This is a genomic window from Janthinobacterium sp. BJB446, assembly GCF_002735655.1.
In the GTDB taxonomy this organism is placed as follows: Bacteria; Pseudomonadota; Gammaproteobacteria; order Burkholderiales; family Burkholderiaceae_D; genus Janthinobacterium; species Janthinobacterium lividum.
Window position 1 is genome coordinate 3413484 of record NZ_PDZK01000001.1, and the last position, 24634, is coordinate 3438117.

Genomic DNA, 24634 nt, shown 5'->3' on the forward strand with positions numbered 1-24634 from the left:
GCACCTGCCGCCGCCAACCCGCTGCAAAAATATACTCCATACCATTAAAGAAGATTATGTCCGATCAAAACAAGCCAGCCACGCCCAAGCAGAACAAGAAGCCTGAAAGCAAATACCCGGTCAACATGACGGAAACCCCGTTCCCGATGCGCGGCGACATGGCCAAGCGCGAGCCACAATGGGTACAGCAATGGCAAGACAAGAAGATTTACGAGCGCGTGCGCAAGGCTGCCGCCGGCCGCCCGAAATTCATCCTGCATGACGGCCCGCCGTACGCGAATGGCGATATCCACCTGGGCCACGCCGTCAACAAGATCCTGAAGGACATGGTCGTCAAGTCGCGCTCGCTGGCCGGCTTCGACGCGCCGTACGTGCCGGGCTGGGATTGCCACGGCATGCCGATCGAGATCCAGATCGAAAAACTGCACGGCAAGAACCTGCCGACGGCCGAAGTGCTGGAAAAGGCCCGCGCCTACGCCAACGTGCAGGTCGAGCGCCAGAAAAAGGATTTCATCCGCCTGGGCGTGCTGGGCGAGTGGGACAACCCTTACCTGACGATGGCGCACGGCAATGAAGCCGACGAATTGCGCGCGCTGGGCAAGCTGCTGGAAAAAGGTTATGTCTACCGCGGCCTGAAGCCCGTCAACTGGTGCTTCGACTGCCAGTCGGCCTTGGCCGAGGCGGAAGTGGAATACGCGGAAAAACGCGATCCCGCCATCGACGTCGGGTTCAAGTTTGAAGAGCTTGAACGAATCGCGCAAGCCTTTGGCTTGCGCTCCCTGCCGACCGATAACGGTTTCATCGTCATCTGGACCACCACGCCGTGGACCATCCCGTCGAACCAGGCCCTGAACGTGCACCCGGAAGTCAAATATGCGCTGGTGAAAGCCGAGCGCGATGGCCAGCCGCTGCTGCTGATCCTGGCGCAAGACCTGGTCGTCGCCAGCCTGGCGCGCTTCAAGCTCGATGGCACGACCATCGCCACGTGCGACGGCGCGGCCCTGGCCGGCATCAGCTTCCGCCACCCGCTGCATGCGGCCGACGCGCTCTATGACCGCTTGTCGCCTTTGTACCTGGCCGAATACGTGACCACGGAAAGCGGCACGGGCGTGGTGCACTCGGCGCCAGCCTACGGCCTGGACGACTTCATCTCGTGCAAGGCGCACGGCATGAAGGACGACGACATCATCAAGCCCGTCATGGGCGACGGCAAGTTCGCCTCGACCCTGCCCCTGTTCGGCGGCATGACCATCTGGGAAGCGTCGAAGCCGATCTGCAACGCCTTGCGCGAAGCGGGCGCGCTGTTCGAAGTCAAGATGTTCGACCACAGCTACATGCATTGCTGGCGCCACAAGACGCCGATCATCTACCGCGCCACCTCGCAGTGGTTCGCCGGCATGGACGTGACGCCGAAGGACGGCGGCGCAACCCTGCGCGAAACGGCCTTGCAAGGCATCGCCGACACCGAGTTCTTCCCGGACTGGGGCCAGGCGCGCCTGCACGGCATGATCGCCAACCGTCCCGACTGGACCCTGTCGCGCCAGCGCCAGTGGGGCGTGCCGATGGCCTTCATCGTGCACAAGGAAACGGGCGACCTGCATCCACGCACGCCGGAACTGCTGGAGCAAGTGGCCAAGCTGATCGAAAAGGACGGCATCGAGGCATGGCAGGCACTGGACTTGAAAGACCTGATCGGCGACGAAGCGGCCATCTACGCCAAGAACAAGGACACGCTGGACGTGTGGTTCGATTCCGGCGCCACGCACCAGACGGTGCTGGGCGGCCCGCAAGGCCATGGTTCGCACTCGACGCAGCTGCAATTCCCGGCCGACCTGTACCTGGAAGGCTCGGACCAGCATCGCGGCTGGTTCCACTCGTCCCTGCTCGTGTCGTCGATGCTGAACGGCCGTCCGCCGTACAAAGCCCTGCTGACGCATGGCTTCACGGTCGATGGCGAAGGCAAGAAGATGTCCAAGTCGCTGGGCAATACCCTGGCGCCGCAAAAGATCTCGGACACCCTGGGCGCGGACATCCTGCGCCTGTGGATCGCGTCGACCGACTACACGGGCGAGCTGTCGATCTCCGACGAAATCCTGAAACGCGTGACGGAATCGTATCGCCGCATCCGCAACACCCTGCGCTTCCTGCTGGCCAATACGTCGGACTTCAATCCGGCCACGGACGCCGTGCCGGTGGCGGAAATGTTCGAAATCGACCGCTATGCGCTGGCCAACATGGCGTCGCTGCAAACGCAGATCGAGAACAACTACGCGCGCTACGAATTCCACCCGGTGGTCTCGAAGCTGCAGACGTACTGCTCGGAAGACCTGGGCGGCTTCTACCTGGACATCCTGAAAGACCGTTTGTACACCTCCGGCCTGACGTCGCACGCGCGCCGTTCCGCGCAGACGGCACTGTGGCACATCACGCAAAGCCTGCTGCGCCTGATGGCCCCTGCCCTGTCGTTCACGGCCGAAGAAGCATGGGCCGTCTTCGCAGGAAGCGAAGCCTATGCCGCCAGCGATGAAACCATCTTCACGCAAACCTGGTGGCAGCTGCCGGAAGTTTCGGACGCCGCCGGCCTGCTGGAGAAATACACGGCCCTGCGCGCCGTGCGCACGGACGTCACAAAACAGCTGGAAGACTTGCGCACCTCGGGCGCCATCGGTTCGTCGCTGCAGGCGGAACTGACGATCAAGGCCGCGCCGATGAAATACAAGCTGTTGACCACCCTGGGAGAGGACTTGAAGTTCGTCTTCATCACCTCGCAAGCCACGGTGGCCGAGGTGGCCGACGAAGCGGCAGAGGAAGTGGTCGTAACCGCGTCGACGGCGCCGAAATGCGAGCGCTGCTGGCACTACCGTAGCGACGTGGGCACGGACGCCGCGCATGCTACCCTGTGCGGCCGCTGCGTCAGCAATCTGTTTGGCAAGGGCGAATCGCGCCGTTTCGCATAGACTGTCACCCTGGGGCGCTGCCTGCGTCCCGCTTCCAACCGCCGCCTGCCACCAGGCGGCGGCTTTATCTTCCCTGGAAAAATATGGCCACTAAAAACCGTTTTTCATCGAAATCGTCATCCTCGGCGTCGCTCGTGCCCTGGCTTGGCATTGCCGCCATCGTCATCCTGTTCGACCAGATCACCAAGATCACGATCCTGAAGACCTTCCGCTATGCGCAAGAGATGGTCATCACCTCGTATTTCAACCTGGTGCTCGCGTATAACAAGGGCGCCGCGTTCAGCTTCCTGTCCGACCAGGGCGGCTGGCAGCGCTATTTCTTCACCGGCATCGCCCTGGCGGCCGCCATCTACATCATCTATCTGCTGAAAAAGCACGCCGGCCAGCGCATGTTCTGCTGGGCCCTGGCGCTGATACTCGGCGGCGCGCTGGGCAATGCCATCGACCGTCTGATGTACGGCCACGTGGTCGATTTCCTCGACTTCCACTGGAAAAGCTGGGGCCATTTCCCCGCTTTCAATATCGCCGACAGCGCCATCTGCATCGGCGCGGCCCTGTTCATCATCGATGAACTGCGCCGGGTAAACAAATAGACACGCAGGAGAACGGCATGGAATTGTCCGGCAAAAAAATCGTTCTGGGACTTTCAGGCGGCGTCGCCTGCTACAAGGCGGCGGAACTGTGCCGCGCGCTGACAAAGGCCGGCGCCTCGGTGCAAGTGGTGATGACGGATGCGGCCAGCCACTTCATCACGGCCGTCACGATGCAGGCCCTGTCCGGCCACCCCGTGCACACGAGCCAGTGGGATGCGCGCATCGACAACAACATGGCGCATATCGATTTGACGCGCCATGCGGACGCCATCCTGATCGCGCCGTGTTCGGCCGATTTTCTGCGCAAGCTCGCGCACGGCGTGTGCGACGACCTGCTGTCGACCCTGTGCCTGGCCCGTCCCTCCCACCTGCCCCTGCTGGTGGCGCCGGCCATGAACGTGGAAATGTGGCAAAACCCGGCCACGCAACGCAATGTGCAGCAGCTGCGCGATGACGGCATCAAGCTGTTCGGCCCGGCCGCCGGCGAACAGGCGTGCGGCGAAGTTGGCCTGGGCCGCATGCTGGAGCCGGAACAGCTGCTGACGGAGCTGATCGCCGCCTTCCAGCCGAAAGTCCTGGCGGGCAAGCGCGTGCTGGTCACGGCCGGCCCCACGTTCGAAGCCATCGACCCCGTGCGCGGCATCACCAATCTGTCCTCGGGCAAGATGGGCTATGCGGTGGCGCGCGCGGCGCGCGAAGCGGGCGCCGAGGTGCTGCTCATTTCCGGCCCCACGGCGCTGGACGCGCCCTTCGGCGTGCGCCGCATCGACGTGCAAAGCGCGCAGCAGATGCATGATGCCGTGCTGGCCCACGTCGACGGCCAGCATGTCTTCGTCGCTGTCGCCGCCGTGGCCGACTGGCGCGTCGCCAACGCCAGCGACCAGAAGATGAAAAAGCAGGCCGACGGCTCCGTGCCCGAACTGCAGTTCGCGCAAAATCCCGACATCCTTGCCACCGTGGCGGCACGCACCAACCTGGCCGGCTATCCGTACTGCGTGGGCTTTGCCGCCGAATCGGAAAACCTCGTGGAATTCGGCTCGACCAAGCGAGAAAAGAAGGGAATTCCCCTCCTGGTCGGCAATATCGGCCAGAACACGTTCGGCCAGGACGACAACACCATCATCCTGTTCGACGAGGAAGGCCATACCGTGCTGCCGCGCGCCTCGAAACTGAACCTGGCGCGCCAGCTGATTTCGGAAATCTCGAAACGCCTGGCAAAAAATTCACTGCTCAAATAATCCATTTTTAGACGACTTAGCTTCAATGAAAAATATCGACATCAAGATCCTCGACGCCCGCATGAAAGAACTGCTGCCAGCCTACGCCACGCCGGGCAGCGCCGGCCTGGACCTGCGCGCCTGCATCGATGAAGCCATCACCATCGAAGCCGGCCAGACGGTGCTCATTCCCACGGGCCTGGCCATCCACATCGGTGACCCGTCGTATGCGGCCATGATTTTGCCGCGCAGCGGCATGGGCCACAAAAACGGCATCGTATTGGGGAATCTGGTAGGCTTGATCGACTCCGATTACCAGGGCCAGCTGATGGTATCGACCTGGAACCGGGGCCAGAGCGCTTTCACGCTCAATCCCATGGAACGCCTGGCGCAACTGATTATCGTGCCGGTGCTGCAAGTGGGCTTTAACGTCGTCGAGGAATTCGGCGACAGCGAACGCGGTGTTGGCGGTTTCGGCAGCACCGGCAAACATTAAGGATTTTCTCATGCCAGGTTTCCGCCATCTGATCCCAGCCCCGACTTCGCTGCGCCATCTGGCCTCGCCACTGCTGGTGGCTTGCGTTGCCCTTCTCTCTGCCTGCACCACGCCAACGACGCATGTCAGCGGTCCGTTCAACGTCGTGCCGGCACCCGATGCGCCCGCCCCGACGGCGCAGCAAAAGGCGGCGCAGGAAGAACTGGTGAAGATGGTGGCGCTGCAGGACCGCCTGTCGAAAGTCTCGGCGCCCCTGCTGATTAACAATGCGGACCTGTGCAAGACGTATGCGCGCAACCTGCTGGGCTTCACGGCGCAGAACAAGTATTCCTACCCTGGCATCTATGCCGACGCGGCCCAGGCGGCGCTCGGCTACGGCGAACAGATGCAGGTCTCCGGCGTCTTGCCGGGTAGCGGCGCAGCGCGCGCCGGCTTGCGCAAGGGCGACGGCTTGCTGGCCGCCGAAGGCAAGCCGCTGCCAGCCGGCCCGAAAGCGGAAGGCCCGTTCGGCGCCATCGTCGGCCCGCTGGCCTCGAAAAGCGCGAGCCTGAACATGACCATCGCCCGCGATGGCCAGCAGCAGGACCTGAAAATTCCCGTCACGCGCGCCTGCGCCTTCCGCGTCGCCCTGGGCAATGCGGACAATGTCAACGCCTACTCGGACGGCGCGCGCATCATGCTCACGCGCGGCATGGTCAATGCGGCGCAAAACGACGAAGGCATCGCCTTTGTCATCGCCCGCGAAATGGCGCACAACATCCTCGACCACGCGCGCAGCCAGCGCACGGCAGGCACGGCCGGCAGCATCATCGACAGCCTGGGCGCCGTGCAGCCCGACGTGTCGATGCTGACGGGCGCCGCCGGCATCAAGGCCATGCCGCAGGAGCTCGACGTGCAAGCCGACACCCTGGCCATCTACCTGCTGGCGCGCGCCGGCTACAACGTCGATAACGCCGCACGCTTCTGGCAGCGCCTGGCCACGCAAGTGCCGGCCACGGTCGCCAATGGCTACACGGCCCTGCATCCCGGCACCAACTCGCGCATGGCCGCCGTCAACCGCGCCGTCACCGACGTGCGCGCCAAACAGGCGGCGAAGAAACCGCTGAAGCCTTAGAACGCCTGCCATAACCTACTGCGCGTCGCGCTTTGCGGTCTGCGATGCTCACTGTGCTCAAGCACAGTTGCGCTTCTCGGCCACAAATCGCTGCCGCTCGCTACGGTTCTGTCAGACGTTCTTCATCCTGATCAAACAGGGTTTGCTCAGGCCCCCGGGAAGTTGGGGAAGTAGGTGCCCATGATCCAGGTCAGGGCACCGCAGAACACCACGGCTAAAAACAGGACGATGAGCAGCTTGCCGAACTTGGGAATACCCTCTTCTTGCGTCTTGACTTCATTTGACATGAAAATTCTCCGCAGGGTGATGGAACAGGTAGTATATCCACAATCTTGAATACTTTTCCATACTTTGCCGCGTACCTGCGGCTTTCCTCCTGCGCGCCATGGACAGCATCGACCTTGAAGTTCTGAAAACCAGCGCCGCCTGGCTCGCCGCCGGCCGCCGCTGCGAACTCGTCACCGTCATCAAGACCTGGGGCTCCAGCCCCCGCCCCGTGGGCGCCACCCTGGCCATCTGCGACGATGGCACGGTGGTCGGCTCCGTTTCCGGCGGCTGCATCGAAGATGATTTGATCGACACCGTGCGCGTGCACGGCATCGTGCGCACGCTGCCGGAAATCGTCAGCTACGGCATCAGCGCCGACGAGGCGCACCGCTTCGGCCTGCCCTGCGGCGGCACCATCGAACTGGCCATCGAGCCGCTGCATGCGGGCAGCCGCGTCGCCGAACTGCTGGCGCGCCTGGAAGCCCATGAACTGGTCGAGCGCCGCCTCGACTTGCGCAGCGGCGCCGTCACCCTGCAGCGCGCCACGCCGGGCGCCGTGCTGGCACTGGACGATGACGTACTCACCACGCAGCATGGCCCGCGCTGGCGCCTGCTGATCATCGGCGCCAGCCAGCTATCGCGCTTCGTGGCGCAAATCGCCACGGCCATGGATTACCACGTCATCGTCTGCGACCCGCGCGAGGAATACCGGGGCGGCTGGAACGTGCCCGGCGTGCCCCTGCTGCACGCCATGCCCGACGATCTCGTGCTGGAATTAAAGCTCGACAGCCGCAGCGCCGTCGTCGCCCTCACGCACGACCCCAAGCTCGATGACCTGGCCCTGATGGAAGCGCTCAAGTCCCCAGCGTTCTACGTGGGCGCCATCGGCTCGCGCGCCAACAACGCCAAGCGCCGCGAACGGCTGCTGCAGTTCGACGTCAGCGCGGAACAGCTGGCGCGCCTGCATGGCCCCATCGGCCTGTACATCGGCAGCAAGACGCCGGCCGAAATCGCCATTTCCATCCTGGCGGAACTGACGGCCGTGAAAAATGGCGTGCCCGACGCCCTGCAGATCCAGCACGCGGCGGCCCTGAGCCCGCCCACCACCGACATCTGCGCGCGCTGAAGGCAAACAGCAAGAAACGCGGTGCGTCCGCATCGCCTCCCTGATACCGTCTTTGACTTTGGCCCACCATGACCCTGCTGCACTGGACCCTCCCCCTGCCCGCCGGCTACCGCCGCGACGATGTCATCGCCTTCCACAGCCGCGATGCGCAAGCCGTGGCCGAACAAGTCACGCCGACAGGCCTGCGCAAGGGCATCCTGATGCAGGGCGTGCCCGTGGTACTGGACGTGGCCTTCACGGACGCTGCCGCCGCCTGCCGCGCTGAGATCGACAGCGATGACGCTGCCGGTCTTCAAACGCCGCTGCACGGCGCCCTGCTCAATATCCTCGGCCTGCGCATCGACCCGCAGCCATTCGCGCAACTGGCCGCCGGCGACACGCTGCTGGCGCCTTTGGTCCGGCGCAATCCGGGCTTGCGCATCGTGCAGTCGGCCAGTCCCTTCGAGGCGCTGACCTGGGCCATCATCGGCCAGCAGATCAACCTGCCGTTCGCCATCGCCCTGCGCCGCACCTTCATCTTGCAGGCGGGACGCCAGCACGGCGACGGCTTGTGGTGCTATCCCGAGGCGCGCGACGTGGCCAGGCTGGAAATCGAGGATTTGACCAGCCGCAAATTCTCGCGCGCCAAGGCCGAAACCGTCCTGCGCCTGGCCCACCTCGTCAACGATGGGGAGCTGTCGCTGGAGCTGCCGCCCTCCGGCGACGTGGCGGCCATTTCGCAAGCGCTGCTGGCCGTGAAGGGCATCGGCCCGTGGACCGTCAATTACGCGCTACTGCGCGGCTACGGCTATGCCGACTGCTCGCTGCACGGCGACGTGGCCATCCGCGCCGCCCTGCAAAAGCTGCTCGGCGAAGAGAGCAAGCCGGACATGGCGCGCACGGAACAATGGCTGCGCCAGTACGCGCCGCACCGCACCATGGCGGCCGCCCACCTGTGGGCCAGCCTGCATGCGCCGGAAATAAATATTTTGCCTGCGCGGGAATAAACGGCGGGCGGCACGCGTCTATCCCTTGCAAGCCCTCAAAACCTCAAGGAGACCATCATGCGCTTTACCACTTTTGCCGCCACCGCCCTTTTCACCGCCTTGTCCGCCCCGCTGGCCTTTGCCGCCGACGTCATGCCGGCCAACGGCATGCTGGTCAACGCCAGCGGCATGACCGTGTATGTGTTCGACAAGGATGTCGCCGACAGCGGCAAGAGCGCCTGCAGCGGCGGCTGCCTGGTGGCCTGGCCCGCCGTCATCGCCACCGAAGCGGCGCCCGCCGCCCCGTATGGCAGCATCAAGCGCGAAGACAATGGCGCCATGCAGCTGACCTACAAGGGCAAGCCGCTGTACCTGTACAAGGAAGACAAGAAACCGGGCGACGTGGCCGGCGACAATTTCAAGAACGTGTGGCACGTCGTCAAGCCCTAAGCCCCCCATCCCGCCGCCACGATGACCACGCAAGAGGACAGCCGCACACTGCAAGCCTGCCTGCCCGGCCTGCGCCGCTATGCGCGCGCGCTGGTGGGCGCCGTGCACGCGGACGATCTGGTGCAGGACACCGTGGAGCGGGCCTGGCGCAAGTTCGACCAGTGGCAACGGGGTGGCGAGATGCGGCCCTGGCTGTTTTCCATCATGCACAACCTGCACGTGGATCAATTGCGCCGCCCCGGCCTGGCGCTGCAGGAGCTCGACGACGACGCCCTGCTGCCCGCCCCGGAGCACGCGCCGGGGCAAGCCATCGCCATCGGCGAAATGGATGCGGCGCTGGCCCGTTTGCCGCTGGGGCAGCGCGAAGTCATCCTGCTTGTCGCGCTTGAACAGATGCCGTATGAGCAGGTGGCGTCCACCCTGGGCATCCCTGTCGGCACCGTCATGTCGCGACTGTCGCGCGGGCGCGAACGGCTGCGCGAACTGCTCGATGGCCGCCCGGCCGGCAGCCATGGCGCCCCTACCCTGAAAGTCGTGAAATGACAACGCAAGCCATCAGCGAAGCGCAATTGCACGCCCTGGCCGACGGCGTCCTGCCCCAGGCGCAGCGCGCGGCTGTCGACGCCCACCTGCGCGCACACCCCGAGGATGCCGCCAGGGTGCACGCCTGGCGCGAACAGAACCGGCAATTGCGTGCCCTGTTCGACCCCGTGCTGGACGAAGCCGTGCCGCCGGACCTGCTGCAGGCGGCATCGCCACCGGCGGCGAACGGCGCCTGGCAGCGCCACGCCATGCAGGCGGCAGCGGCCATCGTGCTGCTCATCGCAGGCGGCATGGGCGGCTGGATGCTGCGCGGCGATGGCGGCGACATGCGGACCACCAGCGCCAGCCCGATGTCGCTGGCGCGCAGCGCCGCCATCGCCCATGCCGTCTACACGCCCGAAGTGCGCCATCCCGTGGAAGTGGGTGTCGAACAGGAGGCGCACCTGGTGCAATGGCTGTCGAAACGCCTGGGCAGCAAATTGCAACCGCCCGCGCTGTCACCGCTCGGCTATCACCTGATCGGCGGCCGCCTGCTGCCCGGCGATGGCGACGGCCCCGTGGCGCAATTCATGTATGAAGATGGCGGCGGCAAGCGCCTGACCCTGTATGTGGCGAAAGAACGGGCCGGCAGGCAGGAAACGGCCTTCCGCTATACGCAGGAAAAGGAGCTGAGCGTGTTTTACTGGATCGACGGCCAGCTTGGTTACGCCCTCTCGGCGAGCCTGCCCAAACGGGAGCTGGGCAAGATCGCCGACGCCGTCTATGCGCAGCTGGAGCAAGCCCGCTAAACCCCGCCATCCATGCGCAAGTACGCTGAACACCAGCCCGGTATCAGCCCAGCGCACGCCGCAGTTCCGCATACGCGTCGACCAGCCGCTCCTTCGAATAGCCGCGATTGAGCCCACTGGGGTTGGGCAATATCCACACGCGCGCGCCGCCGAAGCGCTCCGGCTGTTCGCCCCACGCCAACTGGCGCTTCCCCGTCATCGCCGCGTAGGCAGCCTTGCCCAGGAAGGCGATCCACTGTGGCTGCAGCAATGCCAGTTTATGCTGCAGGCCCGCCGCCGCTTGCGCGAACTCGTCCGCCCCCACCTGGTCAGCGCGGCTGGTCGGGCGCCCGACGGCTGCCGTCAAACCCAGCCCGAAACCGAGCACGCTGGCATCGTCTTGCGGCGCCACCAGATGCGGCGTGAAGCCGGCCAGGTGCAGCACCGGCCAGAAACGGTTGCCGCGGCCGAGAAAATGGTGACCGGCCGCCGCCGCGTCCACGCCCGGATTGAGGCCGCAAAAAACCACTTGCAAGCCGGGAGCGAGGATATCGGGCAAGCCCGGCGCCGTTATGAGGTATGTCATGAAAACTCCGCTATCAGAAGCCGCAGTATGCCACCGGCGCCATGTCCTGCAGCGCAGGGCGGGCGGTGCTACCATCCCGTACTGATGCGCTCATCCGTATGGTGGATGGCCGTCGCGCTTTCCCGCACCATCCCACACCGAGGAATACACATGACGACCCTGACCATCAATGGCAAGCAGCACGAGCTTGCGCTGCCTGAAGACACGCCCCTGCTGTGGGCCCTGCGCGACGAACTGGGCATGACCGGCACCAAATTCGGCTGCGGCATGGCCCTGTGCGGCGCCTGCACCGTGCACCTCGATGGCGAAGCCATCCGCTCCTGCGTGACGCCGATGTCGGCCGCCGCCGGCAAGAAGATCACCACCATCGAAGCCGTGGGCGAAGACAAGGTCGGCCTGGCACTGCAGCAGGCCTGGCAGGAACACGGCGTGCCCCAATGCGGCTATTGTCAGGCCGGGCAGATCATGTCGGCCACGGCCCTGCTGCACAAGACCCCAAAACCGAGCGACCAGCAAATCCGCGAAGCGATGAGCGGCAATATCTGCCGCTGCGGCACCTATACTCGCATCCACGCGGCCATCAAGCAGGCCGCGACCAGCATCAACGCGAAAGGAGCGGCCAAATGAGCATGCATGACACTCCTGCCGCACATTCGCCTGCGCGGCGCAACTGGCTCAAGGCCGCCGGCGCGCTGGCCGGTTTGACCCTGGTGGCCGGCCCTTCCGGCCTCGTGATGGCAGCCGATGCCATCAAATACGGCGGCGACAAGATGGCTGGCGGCGTGGTCGACGACAGCCTGGTCTTCCTGTCGGTCGGTGCCGACGGCATCGTCACCATCGTGGCGCACCGCTCCGAAATGGGCCAGGGCATCCGCACCAGCCTGCCCATGGTGGCGGCCGACGAACTGGGCGCCGACTGGGCGCAGGTGCGCGTGCAGCAGGCGCCCGCCGACGAAGCGCGCTACGGCAGCCAGGATACGGACGGCTCGCGCAGCATGCGCCACTCGTTCCGCGCCATGCGCCACGTGGGCGCCACGGCGCGCCTGATGCTGGAAACGGCGGCCGCCGTGCGCTGGGACGTACCCGTGACGGAAGTCAAAGCCGTCAACCACGCGGTCGTTCATGCGGCCAGCGGACGCTCGCTGTCCTTTGGCGCCCTGGCCGAAGAAGCGGCCAAATTGCCGGTGCCGCCACGCGCGCGCATCAGCCTGAAAACGGCGGGTGAGCTGCGCTACATCGGCCAAACCAGCACGCGCGGCATCGACTTGCACGACATCGTCACGGGCAATACCCACTTCGGCATCGACACGCGCCTCGACGGCATGGCGTACGCCGTCATCGCCCGCCCTCCCGTCTTTGGCGGCAAGCTGAAAAGCGTGGACAAGACGGCGGCCCTGAAAGTGCCGGGCGTGCTGCGCATCGTCGAACTGGCGGGCAGTCCGCCGCCAGCCATGTTCAATCCGCTGGGCGGCGTGGCCGTCATCGCCAGCAACACCTGGGCCGCCATCAAGGGCCGCGAAGCGCTGGTGCTGGAATGGGAGGATGGCCCGAACGGCAGCTACGATTCGAAGACCTTCCGCAAGACCCTGGAAGCGGCCGTGCGACAGCCGGCCAGCCCGGCGCGCGACCAGGGCAAGACGGTGGCCACGCTGGCCGCCGCTCCCGCCGCGCGGAAATTCAGTGCCGAATACTATCTGCCCCACCTGGCCCACGCCACCATGGAGCCGCCCGCCGCCACCGTGCGCATCGCCAACGGCAAGGCCGAAGTGTGGGCCTGCGTGCAGGCGCCGCAAGCGACGCGCAGCAATGTGGCCAAGGCCCTGGGCCTGGCATATGACGACGTGACCGTCCACGTGACCCTGCTCGGCGGCGGCTTCGGGCGCAAATCGAAACCCGATTTCGCCGTCGAGGCGGCGCTGCTGTCGAAAGCCATGGATGGCGCGCCCGTCAAACTGACGTGGACGCGCGACGACGACCTGCAGCACGACTACCTGCACACGGTCTCCGTCGAACGGCTGGAAGCTTCGCTGGACGCGAAAGGCATGCCGACGGCCTGGCTGCACCGCACGGCCGCGCCCACCATCACCTCGACCTTTGCCGCCGGCGCGAACAAGCAGGCGCCGTTCGAGCTGGGCATGTCGGCCATCAACGTGCCGTTCGCCATTGCGAACATCCGCGTCGAAGTGCCCGAAGTGCCAGCCCACACGCGCATCGGCTGGTTCCGTTCCGTGTCGAATATCCCGCACGCGTTTGCCATCCAGTCGTTCACGGCCGAACTGGCCCACGCGGCAAAAAAGGATCATCGCGACTACCTGCTCGCGCTGCTGGGCCCCGCGCGCAAGATCAACCCGGCCGACCTGTCGGACGGCTGGAACTATGGCGAAGATCCGGCGAAGTATCCGGTCGACATCGGCCGCATGCGCCACGTGATCGAGCTGGCGACAGCCAAGGCGGGCTGGGGCCGCAAGCTGCCCAAGGGACGGGGGCTGGGCCTGGCCGTGTCCTACAGCTTTGTCACCTATGTGGCGGCCGTGATCGAAGTGGAGATCAATGCGGCCGGCGAAGTCATCGTGCCGAGGGTCGACATCGCCATGGATTGCGGGCCGCAAATCAACCCGGACCGCGTGCGCTCGCAGATCGAGGGCGCCTGCATCATGGGCCTGTCGCTGGCCATGAGCGGCGAAATCAGTTTCAAGAATGGCAGGGTCGAGCAAAGCAATTTCCACGACTACGCCGTGCTGCGCGCCGCCGACGCGCCGCGCGTGATCCACACGCACCTGGTGCCGGGCACCCTGGACATGGAGCTGGGCGGAGTGGGCGAACCGGCCACGCCGCCCATCGCGCCAGCCCTGTGCAACGCCATCTTCGCGGCCACGGGCAAGCGCATCCGCGCCCTGCCCGTGGGCATGCAGCTGGCGAAAAAGGCTTAGGTCCGCCGCGCGGCAGGCAACTGCAGCAGCAACGCTGCGGCGGCGACCAGCGCTGCACCGGCCGCAAGCAGCCACATGGGCCAGTCGAGCAGGAGCAGCACCCCGCCGGTGGCCGCACCAATGGCGCTGCCCAGGTACAGCGCCGATTCGTTGAGGGCGATGGCCAGGTTGCCATCGCCCTGGCGCGCGCGCACGGCCAGCAGTTGCTGATTCTGCGGCACTTGCAGGGCCCAGCCAGCCGCACCCCACAGCACGATCGGCGCCAGCATCAGCCAGGCCGACCAGCCGGCCGCCAGCGGCAGCGCGCACAAGGCCAGCGCCAGCAGCAGCAAGATGAGCCAGGTCAGTTTCGGCGCCGCCACCTTGTCCGCCCACGGTCCGACCAGCACGCTGCCCGCGATCCCCCCCACGCCCCAGGCCCACAGGAAGGGCGTGGCGGACAGCGCCGCCCCCTGCGCCGACCACGCCAGCAACGGCGCGATAAACGTGTACATGCCCAGGCTGGCGATGGCCGCCAGCAGCGATACCAGCAGGATGGACAGCACCTGCCCATCGGCCAGCAAGGCCAGCTTGCGGCGCAGCGACGTGGCCGGCACCGCCAGCAGCGCGGGCAGCTTCCACAGCAAGCCCGCCAGCGCCAGCGCACCGAGAAGCGCCACCAGCCACAGGGCCGCGGTCCAGCCCAGCTGCTGTGCCAGCAGCAAACTCAAGGGCACGCCCAGCACCGTGCCGCCCGCCATGCCGCCCATGATCACGCCGATGGCCTTGCCCCGCTGCTGCGGCGCCGACACGCCGGCCGCCGCCGCGATGCCCAGCGCCAGGTAGACGCCCGCCCCGATGCCGGCAATGGCGCGCCATGCCAGCAAACCGCTGAAACCGGGCGCCAGCGCGCTGGCCCCGTTCGCCAGCACGAACACGGCCAGGGCGGTCAGAAGGCCCGAGCGCTGCGCGCGCGCCGGCAGCAAGGCCACCACCAGCGGCGAGCCGAGGCCATAGGCCAGCGTAAACGCCGTCACCAGTTGCGCGGCCATCGCCAGGGAGATGGAAAAGGCACTGGCAATCATCGGCATCAAGCCCGCCGTCACATACGACGCCATGCCCAGCGCGAACGCGCCCATGGCGATCAGGTAGACGGTGGCAGGCAGCGCGGCGGTGGCAGGCGCAAGGCCACTGGAGGAGGAAGAGTCGGACATGGGCAAGCTTTCGGAAAGAAAGCAGGCATTCTGGAATACAATATAAACAATTACAATTTAACTGTTTATGCTATTACTGATAGCAACAGGCTTACCGGAAAGGCAACACCATGCGCACCTTGGCCCGCACCCGCCACGAACTGGCCGCCTACCTGCAGGCGCGGCGCGCACGCCTGTCGCCGGAAGACGTGGGCTTGCCCGGCGGTGGAAGGCGGCGTACGCCGGGCTTGCGCCGCGAAGAAGTGGCGGCGCTGGCCGGCGTGGGGCTGACCTGGTACACCTGGCTGGAGCAGGGGCGCGACATCGGCGTCTCGAGCGCCTTTCTCGACAAGCTGGCCGAAGTGCTGAAACTGGACGCGGGCGAGCGCCGCCACCTGTTCCTGCTGGCGCATGCGCGTCCGCCGGCCGAAGAGGGCAAGACGTTTTGCGTGGTGCCGCCGCTGGTGCGGCGCCTGATGCACGAGCTGGCGCATCCGGCGTATGTGCTCAATTTGCGCTGGGACGTGCTGGCGTTCAACGGGGGCGCCGACACCCTGTTTGGCTTCGGTGCGCATGCCGCCTCGCGCCGCAATCTGCTGTGGCTCTTGTTTACCGACCCGCTGCTGCGATCCCGCTTCGCGGCGTGGGAAGAGCAGGCGCCGCTGATGCTGTCGAGCTTTCGCCGCGACTATGCGCGCGCCACGCAGGAAGCGGATATCCACGCGCTGGTGGAGGAACTGGAAAAAGTCTCGCCCGAATTCAAGTTATGGTGGCGCCGCCACGACGTGCATGCGCCATGTGCCGGCGTGCGCCGCCTGACAATCGACGGCGGGGAGGTCGCATATGAACACACCTCGCTCACCATCGATGCGGACCGCCATCTGCGGCTGGTGGTGTATGCACGCCAGCCGCAGGAGTGAACTGCGGCGCACAACGAAAAAACCGCTGATTCTCTTGCGAGAAATCAGCGGCTTCGAATTGGTTGCGGGGACAGGATTTGAACCTGTGACCTTCGGGTTATGAGCCCGACGAGCTGCCAGACTGCTCCACCCCGCAGACGAATTATATACCAGATTGTTGCGCGGCGTAAAGGCGTGAATTGACAATGTCATTCCTGCCCCGTCTGCCGGATATTGTCGTTGGCCAGCAATGGAAAAAGCCGCTGATCTTTTGCAAGAATCAGCGGCTTTCCGGTATTGGTTGCGGGGACAGGATTTGAACCTGTGACCTTCGGGTTATGAGCCCGACGAGCTGCCAGACTGCTCCACCCCGCACAAGAATTATAAGGGCAAACGGGTGGCTTAGGCAATAGCTATCTCAACTTAGGCTGCAATAGAGCTATTTAATTAAAAACCCCGGCCAATTGCCGATTGGCATTGTGTCCTCCCGACACGCCACGCCGCGCGCAATCGGTGTACAGTAAGCGTTACACTAGACTTCCATTTTCCCAAGCCCGCCCATGAAATTCTGCTCCGAATGCGCCCATCCTGTCAGCCTCTCCATTCCGGAAGGCGACAACCGTCCGCGCTATGTCTGCGCCAACTGCGACGCCATCCATTACCAGAACCCGAAAATGGTGGTCGGCTCCATCCCCGTGTGGGAAGAGGATGGCCAGCTGCAGGTCTTGCTGTGCAAGCGCGCCATCGAGCCGCGCCTGGGCTACTGGACCCTGCCTGCCGGCTTCATGGAAAACGATGAAACGACATCCGACGCGGCCGAACGCGAAACGGTGGAGGAAGCGGGCGCGAATATCGAACTGGGCCCCCTGTTTTCACTGCTGAACGTGCAGCGCGTGCACCAGGTGCACCTGTTTTACCTGGCGCGCCTGCGCGACCTCGATTTCGCGCCGGGCATCGAAAGCCTGGACGTGCAGATGTTTACGGAAGCGCAGATCCCCTGGGATGACCTGGCCTTCCCCACCATCCGCGCCACCCTGGAACTGTTCTTTGCCGACCGCGTGAAAATCCGCGAAGGCGGCAGCTATGGTTTCCATACGGGCGACATCACGCGCCCGATGGCGCGCACGGATGCAGAGCAAGCCCCCGAATAAGCCTCCACCAACTGCCACCTTTGACGCCGCATGATTCCCTGGCTCGATACCCACACCCCGTTTCCCGACGTTTCGCGCGCCCTCACCGACGAGGCGCCCGGCCTGCTGGCGGCCGGCGCCGACCTGTCGCCCGCGCGCCTGCTCGACGCCTACCGGCGCGGCATCTTCCCCTGGTTTTCCGAAGGCCAGCCTATTTTGTGGTGGAGTACCGATCCGCGCATGGTGCTGATGACGGAGGACTTCAAGGTCTCCGACAGCCTGGCCAAGGCGATCCGCAAGGTCGAACGCAGCGCCGCCACGGACGGTCGCTGGCAGCTGCGCTTCGACGGCGATTTCGACGCCGTCATGCGCGCCTGCGCGGCGCCGCGCAAGGATGGCCCGGGCACGTGGATTTCCGACGAAATCATCGCCGGCTACACGGGCTTGCACGAGCTGGGCTACGCGCACTCGTCGGAACTGTGGCTTGATGGAGAACTGGTGGGCGGCGCGTATGGCGTGTCGATCGGGCGCATGTTCTATGGCGAATCGATGTTCGCGCGCGTGACGGATGGCTCGAAGATCGCGCTGGCGCAGCTCGTGCGCTTTCTGCATGCGCGCGGCGTGGCCATGATTGACTGCCAGCAAGAAACGAAGCACCTGGCCTCGCTGGGCGCGGCGCCCATTTCGCGCGCGCGCTTCCTCGCCCATGTGCGCGTCGCCATTGAAGCAGCGCAAATCACGGATTGGCAAGCTGCACCACCGGCATAAAAAAGCTATGATATCTCCACGCAGACTTCCATTGCCGCGGACAGACCAGACAGGATCAGCATGACGCACCTGAACGAACTACCGTTTGCCACCCTGCAGTTCTACACGACGGCGCCCTACCCGTGCAGCTACCTGGACGACCGCCAGGCCCGCTCGCAGGTGGCCACGCCTTCGCACCTGATCAACAGCGACGTGTATTCGGAACTGGTGCGCAACGGCTTTCGCCGCAGCGGCATTTTCACCTACCGCCCGTATTGCGATGGCTGCCAGGCCTGCATTCCCGTGCGCGTCGTGACGGGCGAGTTCACCCCGAACCGCAACCAGCGTCGCGCCTGGAGCCGGCATGCCGACCTGCAGGCGGGCGTGGCCACCCTGTCCTTCCTCGACGAGCACTACGAACTGTACCTGCGCTACCAGAGCACGCGCCACGCGGGCGGCGGCATGGACCAGGACAGCCGCGACCAGTATGCGCAATTCCTGCTGCAAAGCCGGGTCAACACGCGCCTGGTGGAGTTCCGCGATGCCGAAGGCATCCTGCGCATGGTCAGCATCATCGACGTGCTGGCCGATGGCCTGTCGTCCGTCTACACCTTTTTCGATCCGGACGTGCCGGGCGCCTCGTACGGCACCTACAACGTGCTGTGGCAAATCGCCCAGGCGCGCGAACTGGGCCTGCCCTACATCTACCTGGGCTACTGGATCGCGCAAAGCCCGAAGATGGCCTATAAAATCAACTTCAAGCCGCTGGAAGCACGGATCAAGGGGCAGTGGGTGATCCTGTAGAACCTGGGATTATTTGGCAGGTCGGATTAGCGCGCAAGCGCGTAATCCGACACTGCGATGCCAACAATGGTGTCGGATTACGGCGCTTCGCGCCTAATCGACCTACTTGCTCTTGTCCGGAAACGCCGGACGCTTGGGCTGCGCGGGCGGGTTCTTCGCCAGTTCGGCCTGGATCACCTCGATCGCCTTTTCCAGCTGCGGATCGCGTCCGGCGATGACGTCGGCCGGCGTTTGCTCGACTTCGATATCGGGCGGCACGCCTTCGTTTTCCACGCCCCAGCCATTCTCGCGCGTCCAGAACGCCAGGTTCGGCGCCGTGATGAAGCCGCCATCCATCAGCACGGGGAAGCCCAGCACGCCCACCAGGCCGCCCCACGTCGCCTTGCCGATCAGCGGGCCCATGTTATTTTTGCGGAACATCCACGGCAGCAGGTCGCCGCCAGAACCGGCCGTCTCGTCGATCAGCATGGCGCGCGGCCCCTGGATCGAAGCGGACGGCGTCTTCATGTCGGCGCCGTAGCGCATGGTCCACCAGGCGATTTCCTTCTTCTGCAGGATCTCGATGTAGTAATCGGCCACGCTGCCGCCGCCATTGAAACGCTCGTCGACGATGATGGCCTGCTTGTCCGCCTGCGGGAAGAAATAGCGCTTGAAGTAGGTATGGCCCAGGCCCGCCGTATTCGGCACATACACATACGCCACCTTGCCGCCGGTCGCCGCATTCACCTTGCGCATATTGCCTTCGATCCAGTCGCGGTTGCGCAAGGCATCCTCGGTGGGCACGGGCACCACGGTGATCGTGCGCGCGCCCTTGCCGTCGGCCGATGGTCCCACGGTCAGGTCGATCGCCTTGCCGGCCGTGTTCTCGAAGGCGCTGTACAAGTTGGTGGGTGGCGCCAGCGGGCGGCTGTCGACGGCCAGCAGGTACTCGCCCGCCTTGACGTTCAGGCCCGGCTCCGTCAGCGGCGCGCGCAGGGCCGGATTCCAGTTCAAGCCGCCATACACTTTCTTGAAGCGGTAATGGCCATCGCGCACTTCATAGTCGGCGCCCAGCAAGCCCCCCGGCACCTTCTTCGCCTCGATAAAATCATCGCCGCCGCCACCGCGGTGGTGGCCTACGGCCAGCTCGCTGCACATCCACTGGATCAACCGGTTCAGGTCCGCGCGGCTGGACAGCTCGGGCAGGAAGACGGCGTACTTGTCGCGCATGGCCTTCCAGTCCACGCCATGCATGCCCGGGTCATAGAAGTAATCGCGGTTGATGCGCCACACCTCGTTGAAAATCTGCGTCCACTCGGCGCGCGGATCGGCCTTCACTTCGATGGCGTCGACCTTGATCTTGCCTTCGCCCGGCGCCAGCAGCTTGCCCGTGGCGCTACCCATGGCCCAATTGTCCTTCTGGCGGTACAGCAGCTTCTTGCCATCGGCCGACACTTCGAATTCATCGGCTTCCGCCACCACGGTTTCCGCCTTGCGCTCCTTCAGGTCAAAACGCTGCACGGCCTTCTTGCCGTCGCTTTCGCGCAGCAAAAAGATCTGCCCTGCGGCACCCGCCGTCAGACTGGAGAACTGCGCGGCCGGCAGCGGCAAGTCGACGATGCGCGTGGCGATGCCGTCGAAATCGATGCTGATCGGCGCCACTGGCGCTACGGTCACTTTCGGGTCGTCGCGGCCCGTCTTCGGATCGACCTTCGGTTCGTTTTTCGCTTCCGGCTCCGCCTTCGCCGGGTCTTTTTTACTCTCCGCGCTGGCGGCCTTTTCCTCGTCGCTCTCCTTGATCAGGGGCGATGGCAAGTCACGCCGCAGCACGGCCATCCACACGGTGCGCGTCACCAGGTTGTCTTCATTCTGCTGCGAGAACCAGTTGTTGCTGGGACCAGCGTTCGTCGAAGCGAAGAAATACAGGTATTTGCCGCTCTTGTCGAACACGGGCTGGGCCACGTCGGACAAGCCATCGGTCACGGGCATCGACTTGTTCTGCTCGACGGAATAGATGTAGGCGCTGCGCGTGTAGGTGGGCGAATTGAGCGTGTAGGCCAGCCAGCGCGAATCGGGCGCCCACGAGGCGCGCATGCTCTTGTCGACGCCATACATCGGCTCCGTGGCGACCTTCTGCACCTTGCCCGTGCCGACGTCGATCACATACATGCTCCAGCCATTGTCGGCAAACGCGATCTTCCTGCTGTCGGGCGACCAGACGGCGTTGTCATAGAAGCCGCTGCCATTCAGCTTGAACTTGCGTACGGCACCCTTGCCATCCTGCGCCCGCACATGCAGTTCATACTCGCCCGACTCGTCCGAGAAATACGCGACCGAGCGGCCATCGGGCGACCAGATCGGCGTGCGCTCGTGGGCGCCGGCCGTCTGCGTCAGGTTGCGCACATCGCCCTTGTCGGCGGGGATGGTGACGATCTCGCCCCGGTACTCGAAGGCGATGCGCGCGCCCGACGGCGAAATCGACGCGTCGCGGATATATTTCGCGTTCTTGACCCAGCGCGGGCGCGTCTGCCCCAGGTCGCTGGCCACGCCGATGCTCAGCTTGTGCGCCTGGCCGCTGGCGATGTCGAACGAGTGCAAATAGCCGGCCTGCTCGTAGACGATGGTGCCGTTCGCGGCCGACGCGTTCAGCACGGGGAAATCCGCATGCCGCGTCAGCTGGCGCACGGCTTTCGTCTTGACGTCATACGCAAACAGGTTGAATTCGCCGTTGCGGTCGGAGCGGAAGTACACGGTGTCGCCCAGCCACATGGGGTCGACGTCGTTCGAGCGCGTCGTCGGCTGGGGGATTTTCTCGATGGATTTGTCGGCCGACGAGAATAGCCACAGCCAGGAATTGGTGCCGCCCCGGTAGCGCTTCCACTGCTTGAAGGCCGGCGCCAGCGGGTTGTAGGCGATGCGCTTGCCATCGGGCGAATAGGCGGCGCGCGAGGCGTTGGGGATTTCCAGCTGGGTTTCCACGCCGCCCGCCACGGGTACCGTAAACAGCTTCTGGAAGCGGTTGTTGAAGGCGGCGCGGGGCGAGGTGAACATCACTGCCTGGCCATCGGGCGTGAACGACTGCGCCAGGTCCGCGCCCGGGTGGAAGGTCAGGCGGCGCGGCACGCCGCCGGCCGCCGCGACCACATACACGTCGACATTGCCGTCGATATTCGCGCTATACGCGATCAGGCTGCCGTCGGGCGAGAACACGGGATTGGACTTGTCGCCCAGATCGGAAGTGAGGCGCCGCGCGCCGCCGCCATCGAGGTTCGACAGCCACAGGTCGCCCGCATAGATGAAGGCGATGTGGCGGCTGGAGACGGCTGGTTCGCTCAGCATGCGGGTGTCTTGCGTATTGGGCAGGGCCAGGGCCGGGTGGCTCAGCAGCAGTGCGCTGGCGGCTGCGATGGCCGTCAAGATGCGTGTCTTTTTCAATCGATGTCTCGCTTATGAAGTAAACAGAACAGAGAAGAAACAGGAAAGTCCAAGGCCGGATGCGGATTATCAATGGATCAATATTGCATTTGGCCAACAAGAACTATACACCCGGCAGCCGCGTGGAACACGGTAAAATACGGCACTTATTTCGCGCGCCGCCAGCCCTTCCCGGCAGCCCGCACACCTACTCAAAGCGCCCCATGTCTGAAAAATTCCTGTACTCCCTCGCCCGCCCGCTGCTGTTTTCGATGGATGCCGAAGCGGCCCACCATCTCACCCTGCCCGCCCTGAAACGCGCCAGCGCGCTGGGCCTGACGAAGCTGGCCGGCAAGCCGGCAGCCGACCCGCGCACGGTGATGGGCATCACCTTCCCCAATCCCGTGGGCCTGGCCGCCGGCCTGGACAAGGATGGCGCCTACATCGACGCGCTGGCCGACCTGGGCTTTGGCTCCATCGAAGTGGGTACCGTCACGCCGCGCGCGCAGGCGGGCAATCCGAAACCGCGCATGTTCCGCCTGCCGCAGGCGCAGGGCATCATCAACCGCATGGGCTTTAACAATGGCGGCGTGGACGCCTTTGTCGCCAACGTACAGGCGTCGAAGTTCTACCAGGACCGCGCCGGCGTGCTGGGCCTGAACATCGGCAAGAATGCCGACACGCCCATCGAGCGGGCGGCCGACGACTATCTGCTGTGCCTGGAAAAAGTCTACCCGTATGCCAGCTATGTGACGGTGAACATCTCGTCGCCGAACACCAAGAACCTGCGCCAGCTGCAGGGCGCGTCGGAACTCGACGCCCTGTTGTCGCAGCTCAAAGATGCCCAGGCGCGCCTGGCGGACAAGCACAAACGCTACGTGCCGCTGGCCCTGAAAATCGCGCCGGACATGGATGGCGAACAGGTGAAAAGCATCGCCGAGTCGCTCACGCGCCACCGTATCGATGGCGTCATCGCCACCAACACGACCCTGTCGCGCAGCGCCGTGGAAGGCATGCCGCACGGCGCCGAAGCGGGCGGCCTGTCGGGCGCGCCCGTGTTCGAGCTGTCGAACAATGTCATCCGCCTGCTGAAGGCCGAACTGGGCGACGCGCTGCCCATCATCGGCGTGGGCGGCATCATGCAGGGCAGCGACGCCGTGGCCAAGTTCGAGGCGGGCGCGCAGCTGGTGCAGCTGTACAGCGGCCTGATTTACGCCGGTCCCGCGCTGATCAAGGATTGCGCGCGCGCGCTGCGCGGCAAACAGGCGAAATGATAGCCAAGGTCAAGCTGGGTTCCAGCAGCCTGGAGGTGAGCCGGATCTGCCTGGGCACGATGACCTTCGGCGAGCAGAACAGCGAAGCGGAAGCGCACAGTCAGCTCGATTACGCGCTCGAGCGGGGCATCAACTTCGTCGACACGGCCGAGATGTATCCGGTGATGGCCAGCGCGCAGACGCAGGGCAGCACGGAGCGCTACATCGGCAGTTGGCTGAAGAAAAGCGGCAAGCGCAGCCAGATCGTGCTGGCCAGCAAAGTGGCCGGGCCGAATTCGCGCATGCACTGGATACGCAAGGGCAAGACGGACCACGACGCGGTCAACATCCGCGCCGCCGTCGAGGACAGCCTGCGCCGGCTGCAGACGGAGCACATTGACCTGTATCAATTGCACTGGCCCAGCCGCAACCTGCCCATCTTCGGCGCCAGCGTGTACAACCCGCGCAAGGAACACGCCTCGGTCGCCATCGAAGACACGCTGGCCGTGCTGGGCAAGCTGGTCGACGAGGGCAAGATCGGCCATATCGGCGTGTCGAACGAATCGTCGTGGGGCGTGTGCGAATACATCAAGCAGGCCGAGCTGAAAGGCTTGCCGCGCATCGCCTCCATCCAGAACCTGTACAACCTGACGGCGCGCCATTTCGAGACGAGCCTGCTCGATGAAACCTGCCACCGGGAAAATGTCAGCTTGCTGGCCTACAGTCCGCTGGCGTTCGGCCAGCTGACGGCGAAATACATCGACGATCCGCAGGCCAAGGGCCGTTTGACGCGCTTCCCGGCCGGCTGGAGTCCCCGCTACGTGCGCCCCGCTACCATCGCGGCAGCCAGCCAGTATGCGGCGCTGGCCCGCGCGCACGGCTTGACGCCGGCGCAGCTGGCGCTGGCCTGGTGCTACTCGCGCTGGTTCGTGGCCTCGACCATCATCGGCGCCACCAGCGTGGCGCAGTTGCAGCAAAATATCGACGCCCATCAAGTCACCCTGTCGCCGGAATTGGTGGCGGCCGTCGACGCCATCCACGCCAGCCTGCCCAATCCGGGACAGTAGACGCGCTCCGTCTGGCGGCGCATGCCGCCGCCAGACTCCCCACGCTCATCGCAGATAGTCGTATTTATACAACAGCTGGCAATTTACTGCTGTGCAGCATTGCGGCCTTGCCGTGCCCGGTCGTATGCTGGAAACGAGGCCATATGCGCTACCCGCGC

The 24634-nt window shown here is 64.9% G+C and carries 22 protein-coding genes and 2 tRNA genes; 18 read left to right on the forward strand and 6 right to left on the reverse strand.

Annotation, left to right across the window (positions count from 1 at the left end):
* Positions 1-56: 56 nt before the first annotated feature.
* The 5 genes from ileS (at position 57) to CSQ92_RS15100 (ending at position 6377) form a co-directional block, all read left to right on the forward strand.
* The gene (gene ileS / locus CSQ92_RS15080; protein ID WP_099394464.1) at positions 57-2957 is read left to right on the forward strand and encodes an isoleucine--tRNA ligase; all 2901 of its coding nucleotides are present in this window, start codon (positions 57-59) and stop codon (positions 2955-2957) included.
* Positions 2958-3040: 83 nt separating this feature from the next.
* A complete protein-coding gene (gene lspA, locus CSQ92_RS15085; protein WP_034754175.1) occupies positions 3041-3550 on the forward strand; it encodes a signal peptidase II in 510 nt (169 codons plus the stop codon).
* Between the two features lie 17 nt (positions 3551-3567).
* Positions 3568-4788 carry a bifunctional phosphopantothenoylcysteine decarboxylase/phosphopantothenate--cysteine ligase CoaBC gene (gene coaBC, locus CSQ92_RS15090; protein ID WP_034785232.1) on the forward strand — a complete coding sequence of 407 codons (1221 nt, stop codon included), beginning with the start codon at positions 3568-3570 and terminating at the stop codon, positions 4786-4788.
* 25 nt (positions 4789-4813) lie between these two features.
* Positions 4814-5263 carry a dUTP diphosphatase gene (dut, locus tag CSQ92_RS15095; RefSeq protein ID WP_034785229.1) on the forward strand — a complete coding sequence of 150 codons (450 nt, stop codon included), beginning with the start codon at positions 4814-4816 and terminating at the stop codon, positions 5261-5263.
* Positions 5264-5273: 10 nt separating this feature from the next.
* Positions 5274-6377, forward strand: coding sequence for a M48 family metallopeptidase (locus CSQ92_RS15100; protein ID WP_099388841.1), 1104 nt, complete (start codon positions 5274-5276; stop codon positions 6375-6377).
* Between the two features lie 146 nt (positions 6378-6523).
* Here the strand turns inward: CSQ92_RS15100 and CSQ92_RS29070 are convergent, their stop codons facing one another.
* On the reverse strand, positions 6524-6664 hold the full coding sequence (locus tag CSQ92_RS29070; RefSeq protein WP_162835767.1) for a hypothetical protein: 141 nt from the start codon (positions 6662-6664) through the stop codon (positions 6524-6526).
* A 98-nt stretch (positions 6665-6762) separates the two neighbouring features.
* Between CSQ92_RS29070 and CSQ92_RS15105 the strand changes: the two genes are divergently transcribed.
* The 5 genes from CSQ92_RS15105 to CSQ92_RS15125 all read left to right on the forward strand — a co-directional run bounded on the left by CSQ92_RS15105 (position 6763) and on the right by CSQ92_RS15125 (position 10516).
* On the forward strand, positions 6763-7770 hold the full coding sequence (locus tag CSQ92_RS15105; RefSeq protein ID WP_099394465.1) for an XdhC family protein: 1008 nt from the start codon (positions 6763-6765) through the stop codon (positions 7768-7770).
* Positions 7771-7838: 68 nt separating this feature from the next.
* The gene (locus CSQ92_RS15110) at positions 7839-8756 is read left to right on the forward strand and encodes a DNA-3-methyladenine glycosylase family protein (RefSeq protein ID WP_099394466.1); all 918 of its coding nucleotides are present in this window, start codon (positions 7839-7841) and stop codon (positions 8754-8756) included.
* A 57-nt stretch (positions 8757-8813) separates the two neighbouring features.
* On the forward strand, positions 8814-9185 hold the full coding sequence (locus CSQ92_RS15115) for a COG4315 family predicted lipoprotein (RefSeq protein WP_058050557.1): 372 nt from the start codon (positions 8814-8816) through the stop codon (positions 9183-9185).
* Positions 9186-9206: 21 nt separating this feature from the next.
* Positions 9207-9728, forward strand: a complete 522-nt coding sequence (locus tag CSQ92_RS15120) for an RNA polymerase sigma factor (protein WP_070253694.1) — start codon at positions 9207-9209, stop codon at positions 9726-9728.
* Positions 9725-10516: an anti-sigma factor family protein gene (locus CSQ92_RS15125; RefSeq protein WP_099394467.1), complete on the forward strand. Its 792-nt coding sequence runs from the start codon at positions 9725-9727 to the stop codon at positions 10514-10516. The genes CSQ92_RS15120 and CSQ92_RS15125 overlap by 4 nt, the downstream gene beginning before the upstream one ends.
* 43 nt (positions 10517-10559) lie before the next feature.
* Here the strand turns inward: CSQ92_RS15125 and mug are convergent, their stop codons facing one another.
* On the reverse strand, positions 10560-11081 hold the full coding sequence (gene mug, locus CSQ92_RS15130) for a G/U mismatch-specific DNA glycosylase (protein ID WP_099394468.1): 522 nt from the start codon (positions 11079-11081) through the stop codon (positions 10560-10562).
* 150 nt (positions 11082-11231) lie between these two features.
* Here mug and CSQ92_RS15135 point away from each other — a divergent pair, with 150 nt between their 5' ends.
* Entirely contained in the window at positions 11232-11708 is a 477-nt protein-coding gene (locus CSQ92_RS15135) for a (2Fe-2S)-binding protein (protein ID WP_099394469.1), read from the forward strand.
* Positions 11705-14011, forward strand: a complete 2307-nt coding sequence (locus tag CSQ92_RS15140) for a xanthine dehydrogenase family protein molybdopterin-binding subunit (RefSeq protein WP_099394470.1) — start codon at positions 11705-11707, stop codon at positions 14009-14011. The genes CSQ92_RS15135 and CSQ92_RS15140 overlap by 4 nt, the downstream gene beginning before the upstream one ends.
* Here CSQ92_RS15140 and CSQ92_RS15145 read toward each other — a convergent pair.
* Entirely contained in the window at positions 14008-15204 is a 1197-nt protein-coding gene (locus CSQ92_RS15145) for an MFS transporter (protein ID WP_099394471.1), read from the reverse strand. The two genes, CSQ92_RS15140 and CSQ92_RS15145, sit on opposite strands and share 4 nt — an antisense overlap.
* A gap of 110 nt (positions 15205-15314) precedes the next feature.
* Here CSQ92_RS15145 and CSQ92_RS15150 point away from each other — a divergent pair, with 110 nt between their 5' ends.
* Positions 15315-16103, forward strand: a complete 789-nt coding sequence (locus CSQ92_RS15150) for a helix-turn-helix transcriptional regulator (RefSeq protein WP_099394472.1) — start codon at positions 15315-15317, stop codon at positions 16101-16103.
* Between the two features lie 59 nt (positions 16104-16162).
* On the opposite strand, the gene CSQ92_RS15155 is transcribed toward CSQ92_RS15150, so the two are convergent.
* A tRNA-Met gene (locus CSQ92_RS15155) sits at positions 16163-16239 on the reverse strand.
* 141 nt (positions 16240-16380) lie between these two features.
* Positions 16381-16457 (reverse strand) — tRNA-Met (locus CSQ92_RS15160).
* A gap of 185 nt (positions 16458-16642) precedes the next feature.
* Here CSQ92_RS15160 and CSQ92_RS15165 point away from each other — a divergent pair.
* From CSQ92_RS15165 to CSQ92_RS15175, 3 genes are read left to right on the forward strand one after another with little or no spacing between them, the layout of a single operon-like run.
* Positions 16643-17233, forward strand: a complete 591-nt coding sequence (locus CSQ92_RS15165) for an NUDIX hydrolase (protein WP_034785201.1) — start codon at positions 16643-16645, stop codon at positions 17231-17233.
* Between the two features lie 30 nt (positions 17234-17263).
* A complete protein-coding gene (gene aat, locus CSQ92_RS15170) occupies positions 17264-17980 on the forward strand; it encodes a leucyl/phenylalanyl-tRNA--protein transferase (protein ID WP_099394473.1) in 717 nt (238 codons plus the stop codon).
* 60 nt (positions 17981-18040) lie between these two features.
* Positions 18041-18763: an arginyltransferase gene (locus CSQ92_RS15175; protein WP_034785198.1), complete on the forward strand. Its 723-nt coding sequence runs from the start codon at positions 18041-18043 to the stop codon at positions 18761-18763.
* A gap of 102 nt (positions 18764-18865) precedes the next feature.
* Here the strand turns inward: CSQ92_RS15175 and CSQ92_RS15180 are convergent, their stop codons facing one another.
* Positions 18866-22159 (reverse strand): S41 family peptidase, encoded by a 3294-nt coding sequence (locus CSQ92_RS15180; protein WP_257219221.1) that lies wholly within the window; start codon positions 22157-22159, stop codon positions 18866-18868.
* 221 nt (positions 22160-22380) lie between these two features.
* On the opposite strand from CSQ92_RS15180, the gene CSQ92_RS15185 reads away from it, so the two are divergent.
* Both CSQ92_RS15185 and CSQ92_RS15190 read left to right on the forward strand, forming a co-directional pair.
* Positions 22381-23430, forward strand: coding sequence for a quinone-dependent dihydroorotate dehydrogenase (locus tag CSQ92_RS15185; protein ID WP_034785196.1), 1050 nt, complete (start codon positions 22381-22383; stop codon positions 23428-23430).
* Entirely contained in the window at positions 23430-24476 is a 1047-nt protein-coding gene (locus tag CSQ92_RS15190) for an aldo/keto reductase (protein WP_099394728.1), read from the forward strand. The genes CSQ92_RS15185 and CSQ92_RS15190 overlap by 1 nt, the downstream gene beginning before the upstream one ends.
* Positions 24477-24634 lie beyond the last annotated feature (158 nt).

Excerpts from the sequence above, each read along its gene's own strand:
- CSQ92_RS15185 (WP_034785196.1), top strand. The coding sequence starts at position 22,381 with ATGTCTGAAAAATTCCTGTACTCCCTCGCCCGCCCGCTGCTGTTTTCG.
- CSQ92_RS15150 (WP_099394472.1), top strand. The coding sequence starts at position 15,315 with ATGCGCACCTTGGCCCGCACCCGCCACGAACTGGCCGCCTACCTGCAG.
- CSQ92_RS15125 (WP_099394467.1), top strand. The coding sequence starts at position 9,725 with ATGACAACGCAAGCCATCAGCGAAGCGCAATTGCACGCCCTGGCCGAC.
- CSQ92_RS15100 (WP_099388841.1), top strand. The coding sequence starts at position 5,274 with ATGCCAGGTTTCCGCCATCTGATCCCAGCCCCGACTTCGCTGCGCCAT.
- CSQ92_RS15115 (WP_058050557.1), top strand. The coding sequence starts at position 8,814 with ATGCGCTTTACCACTTTTGCCGCCACCGCCCTTTTCACCGCCTTGTCC.
- aat (WP_099394473.1), top strand. The coding sequence starts at position 17,264 with ATGATTCCCTGGCTCGATACCCACACCCCGTTTCCCGACGTTTCGCGC.
- CSQ92_RS15135 (WP_099394469.1), top strand. The coding sequence starts at position 11,232 with ATGACGACCCTGACCATCAATGGCAAGCAGCACGAGCTTGCGCTGCCT.
- CSQ92_RS15140 (WP_099394470.1), top strand. The coding sequence starts at position 11,705 with ATGAGCATGCATGACACTCCTGCCGCACATTCGCCTGCGCGGCGCAAC.
- ileS (WP_099394464.1), top strand. The coding sequence starts at position 57 with ATGTCCGATCAAAACAAGCCAGCCACGCCCAAGCAGAACAAGAAGCCT.
- CSQ92_RS15110 (WP_099394466.1), top strand. The coding sequence starts at position 7,839 with ATGACCCTGCTGCACTGGACCCTCCCCCTGCCCGCCGGCTACCGCCGC.
- lspA (WP_034754175.1), top strand. The coding sequence starts at position 3,041 with ATGGCCACTAAAAACCGTTTTTCATCGAAATCGTCATCCTCGGCGTCG.
- dut (WP_034785229.1), top strand. The coding sequence starts at position 4,814 with ATGAAAAATATCGACATCAAGATCCTCGACGCCCGCATGAAAGAACTG.
- CSQ92_RS15175 (WP_034785198.1), top strand. The coding sequence starts at position 18,041 with ATGACGCACCTGAACGAACTACCGTTTGCCACCCTGCAGTTCTACACG.
- CSQ92_RS15145 (WP_099394471.1), bottom strand. The coding sequence starts at position 15,204 with ATGTCCGACTCTTCCTCCTCCAGTGGCCTTGCGCCTGCCACCGCCGCG.
- CSQ92_RS15105 (WP_099394465.1), top strand. The coding sequence starts at position 6,763 with ATGGACAGCATCGACCTTGAAGTTCTGAAAACCAGCGCCGCCTGGCTC.
- CSQ92_RS15165 (WP_034785201.1), top strand. The coding sequence starts at position 16,643 with ATGAAATTCTGCTCCGAATGCGCCCATCCTGTCAGCCTCTCCATTCCG.
- CSQ92_RS29070 (WP_162835767.1), bottom strand. The coding sequence starts at position 6,664 with ATGTCAAATGAAGTCAAGACGCAAGAAGAGGGTATTCCCAAGTTCGGC.
- mug (WP_099394468.1), bottom strand. The coding sequence starts at position 11,081 with ATGACATACCTCATAACGGCGCCGGGCTTGCCCGATATCCTCGCTCCC.
- CSQ92_RS15120 (WP_070253694.1), top strand. The coding sequence starts at position 9,207 with ATGACCACGCAAGAGGACAGCCGCACACTGCAAGCCTGCCTGCCCGGC.
- coaBC (WP_034785232.1), top strand. The coding sequence starts at position 3,568 with ATGGAATTGTCCGGCAAAAAAATCGTTCTGGGACTTTCAGGCGGCGTC.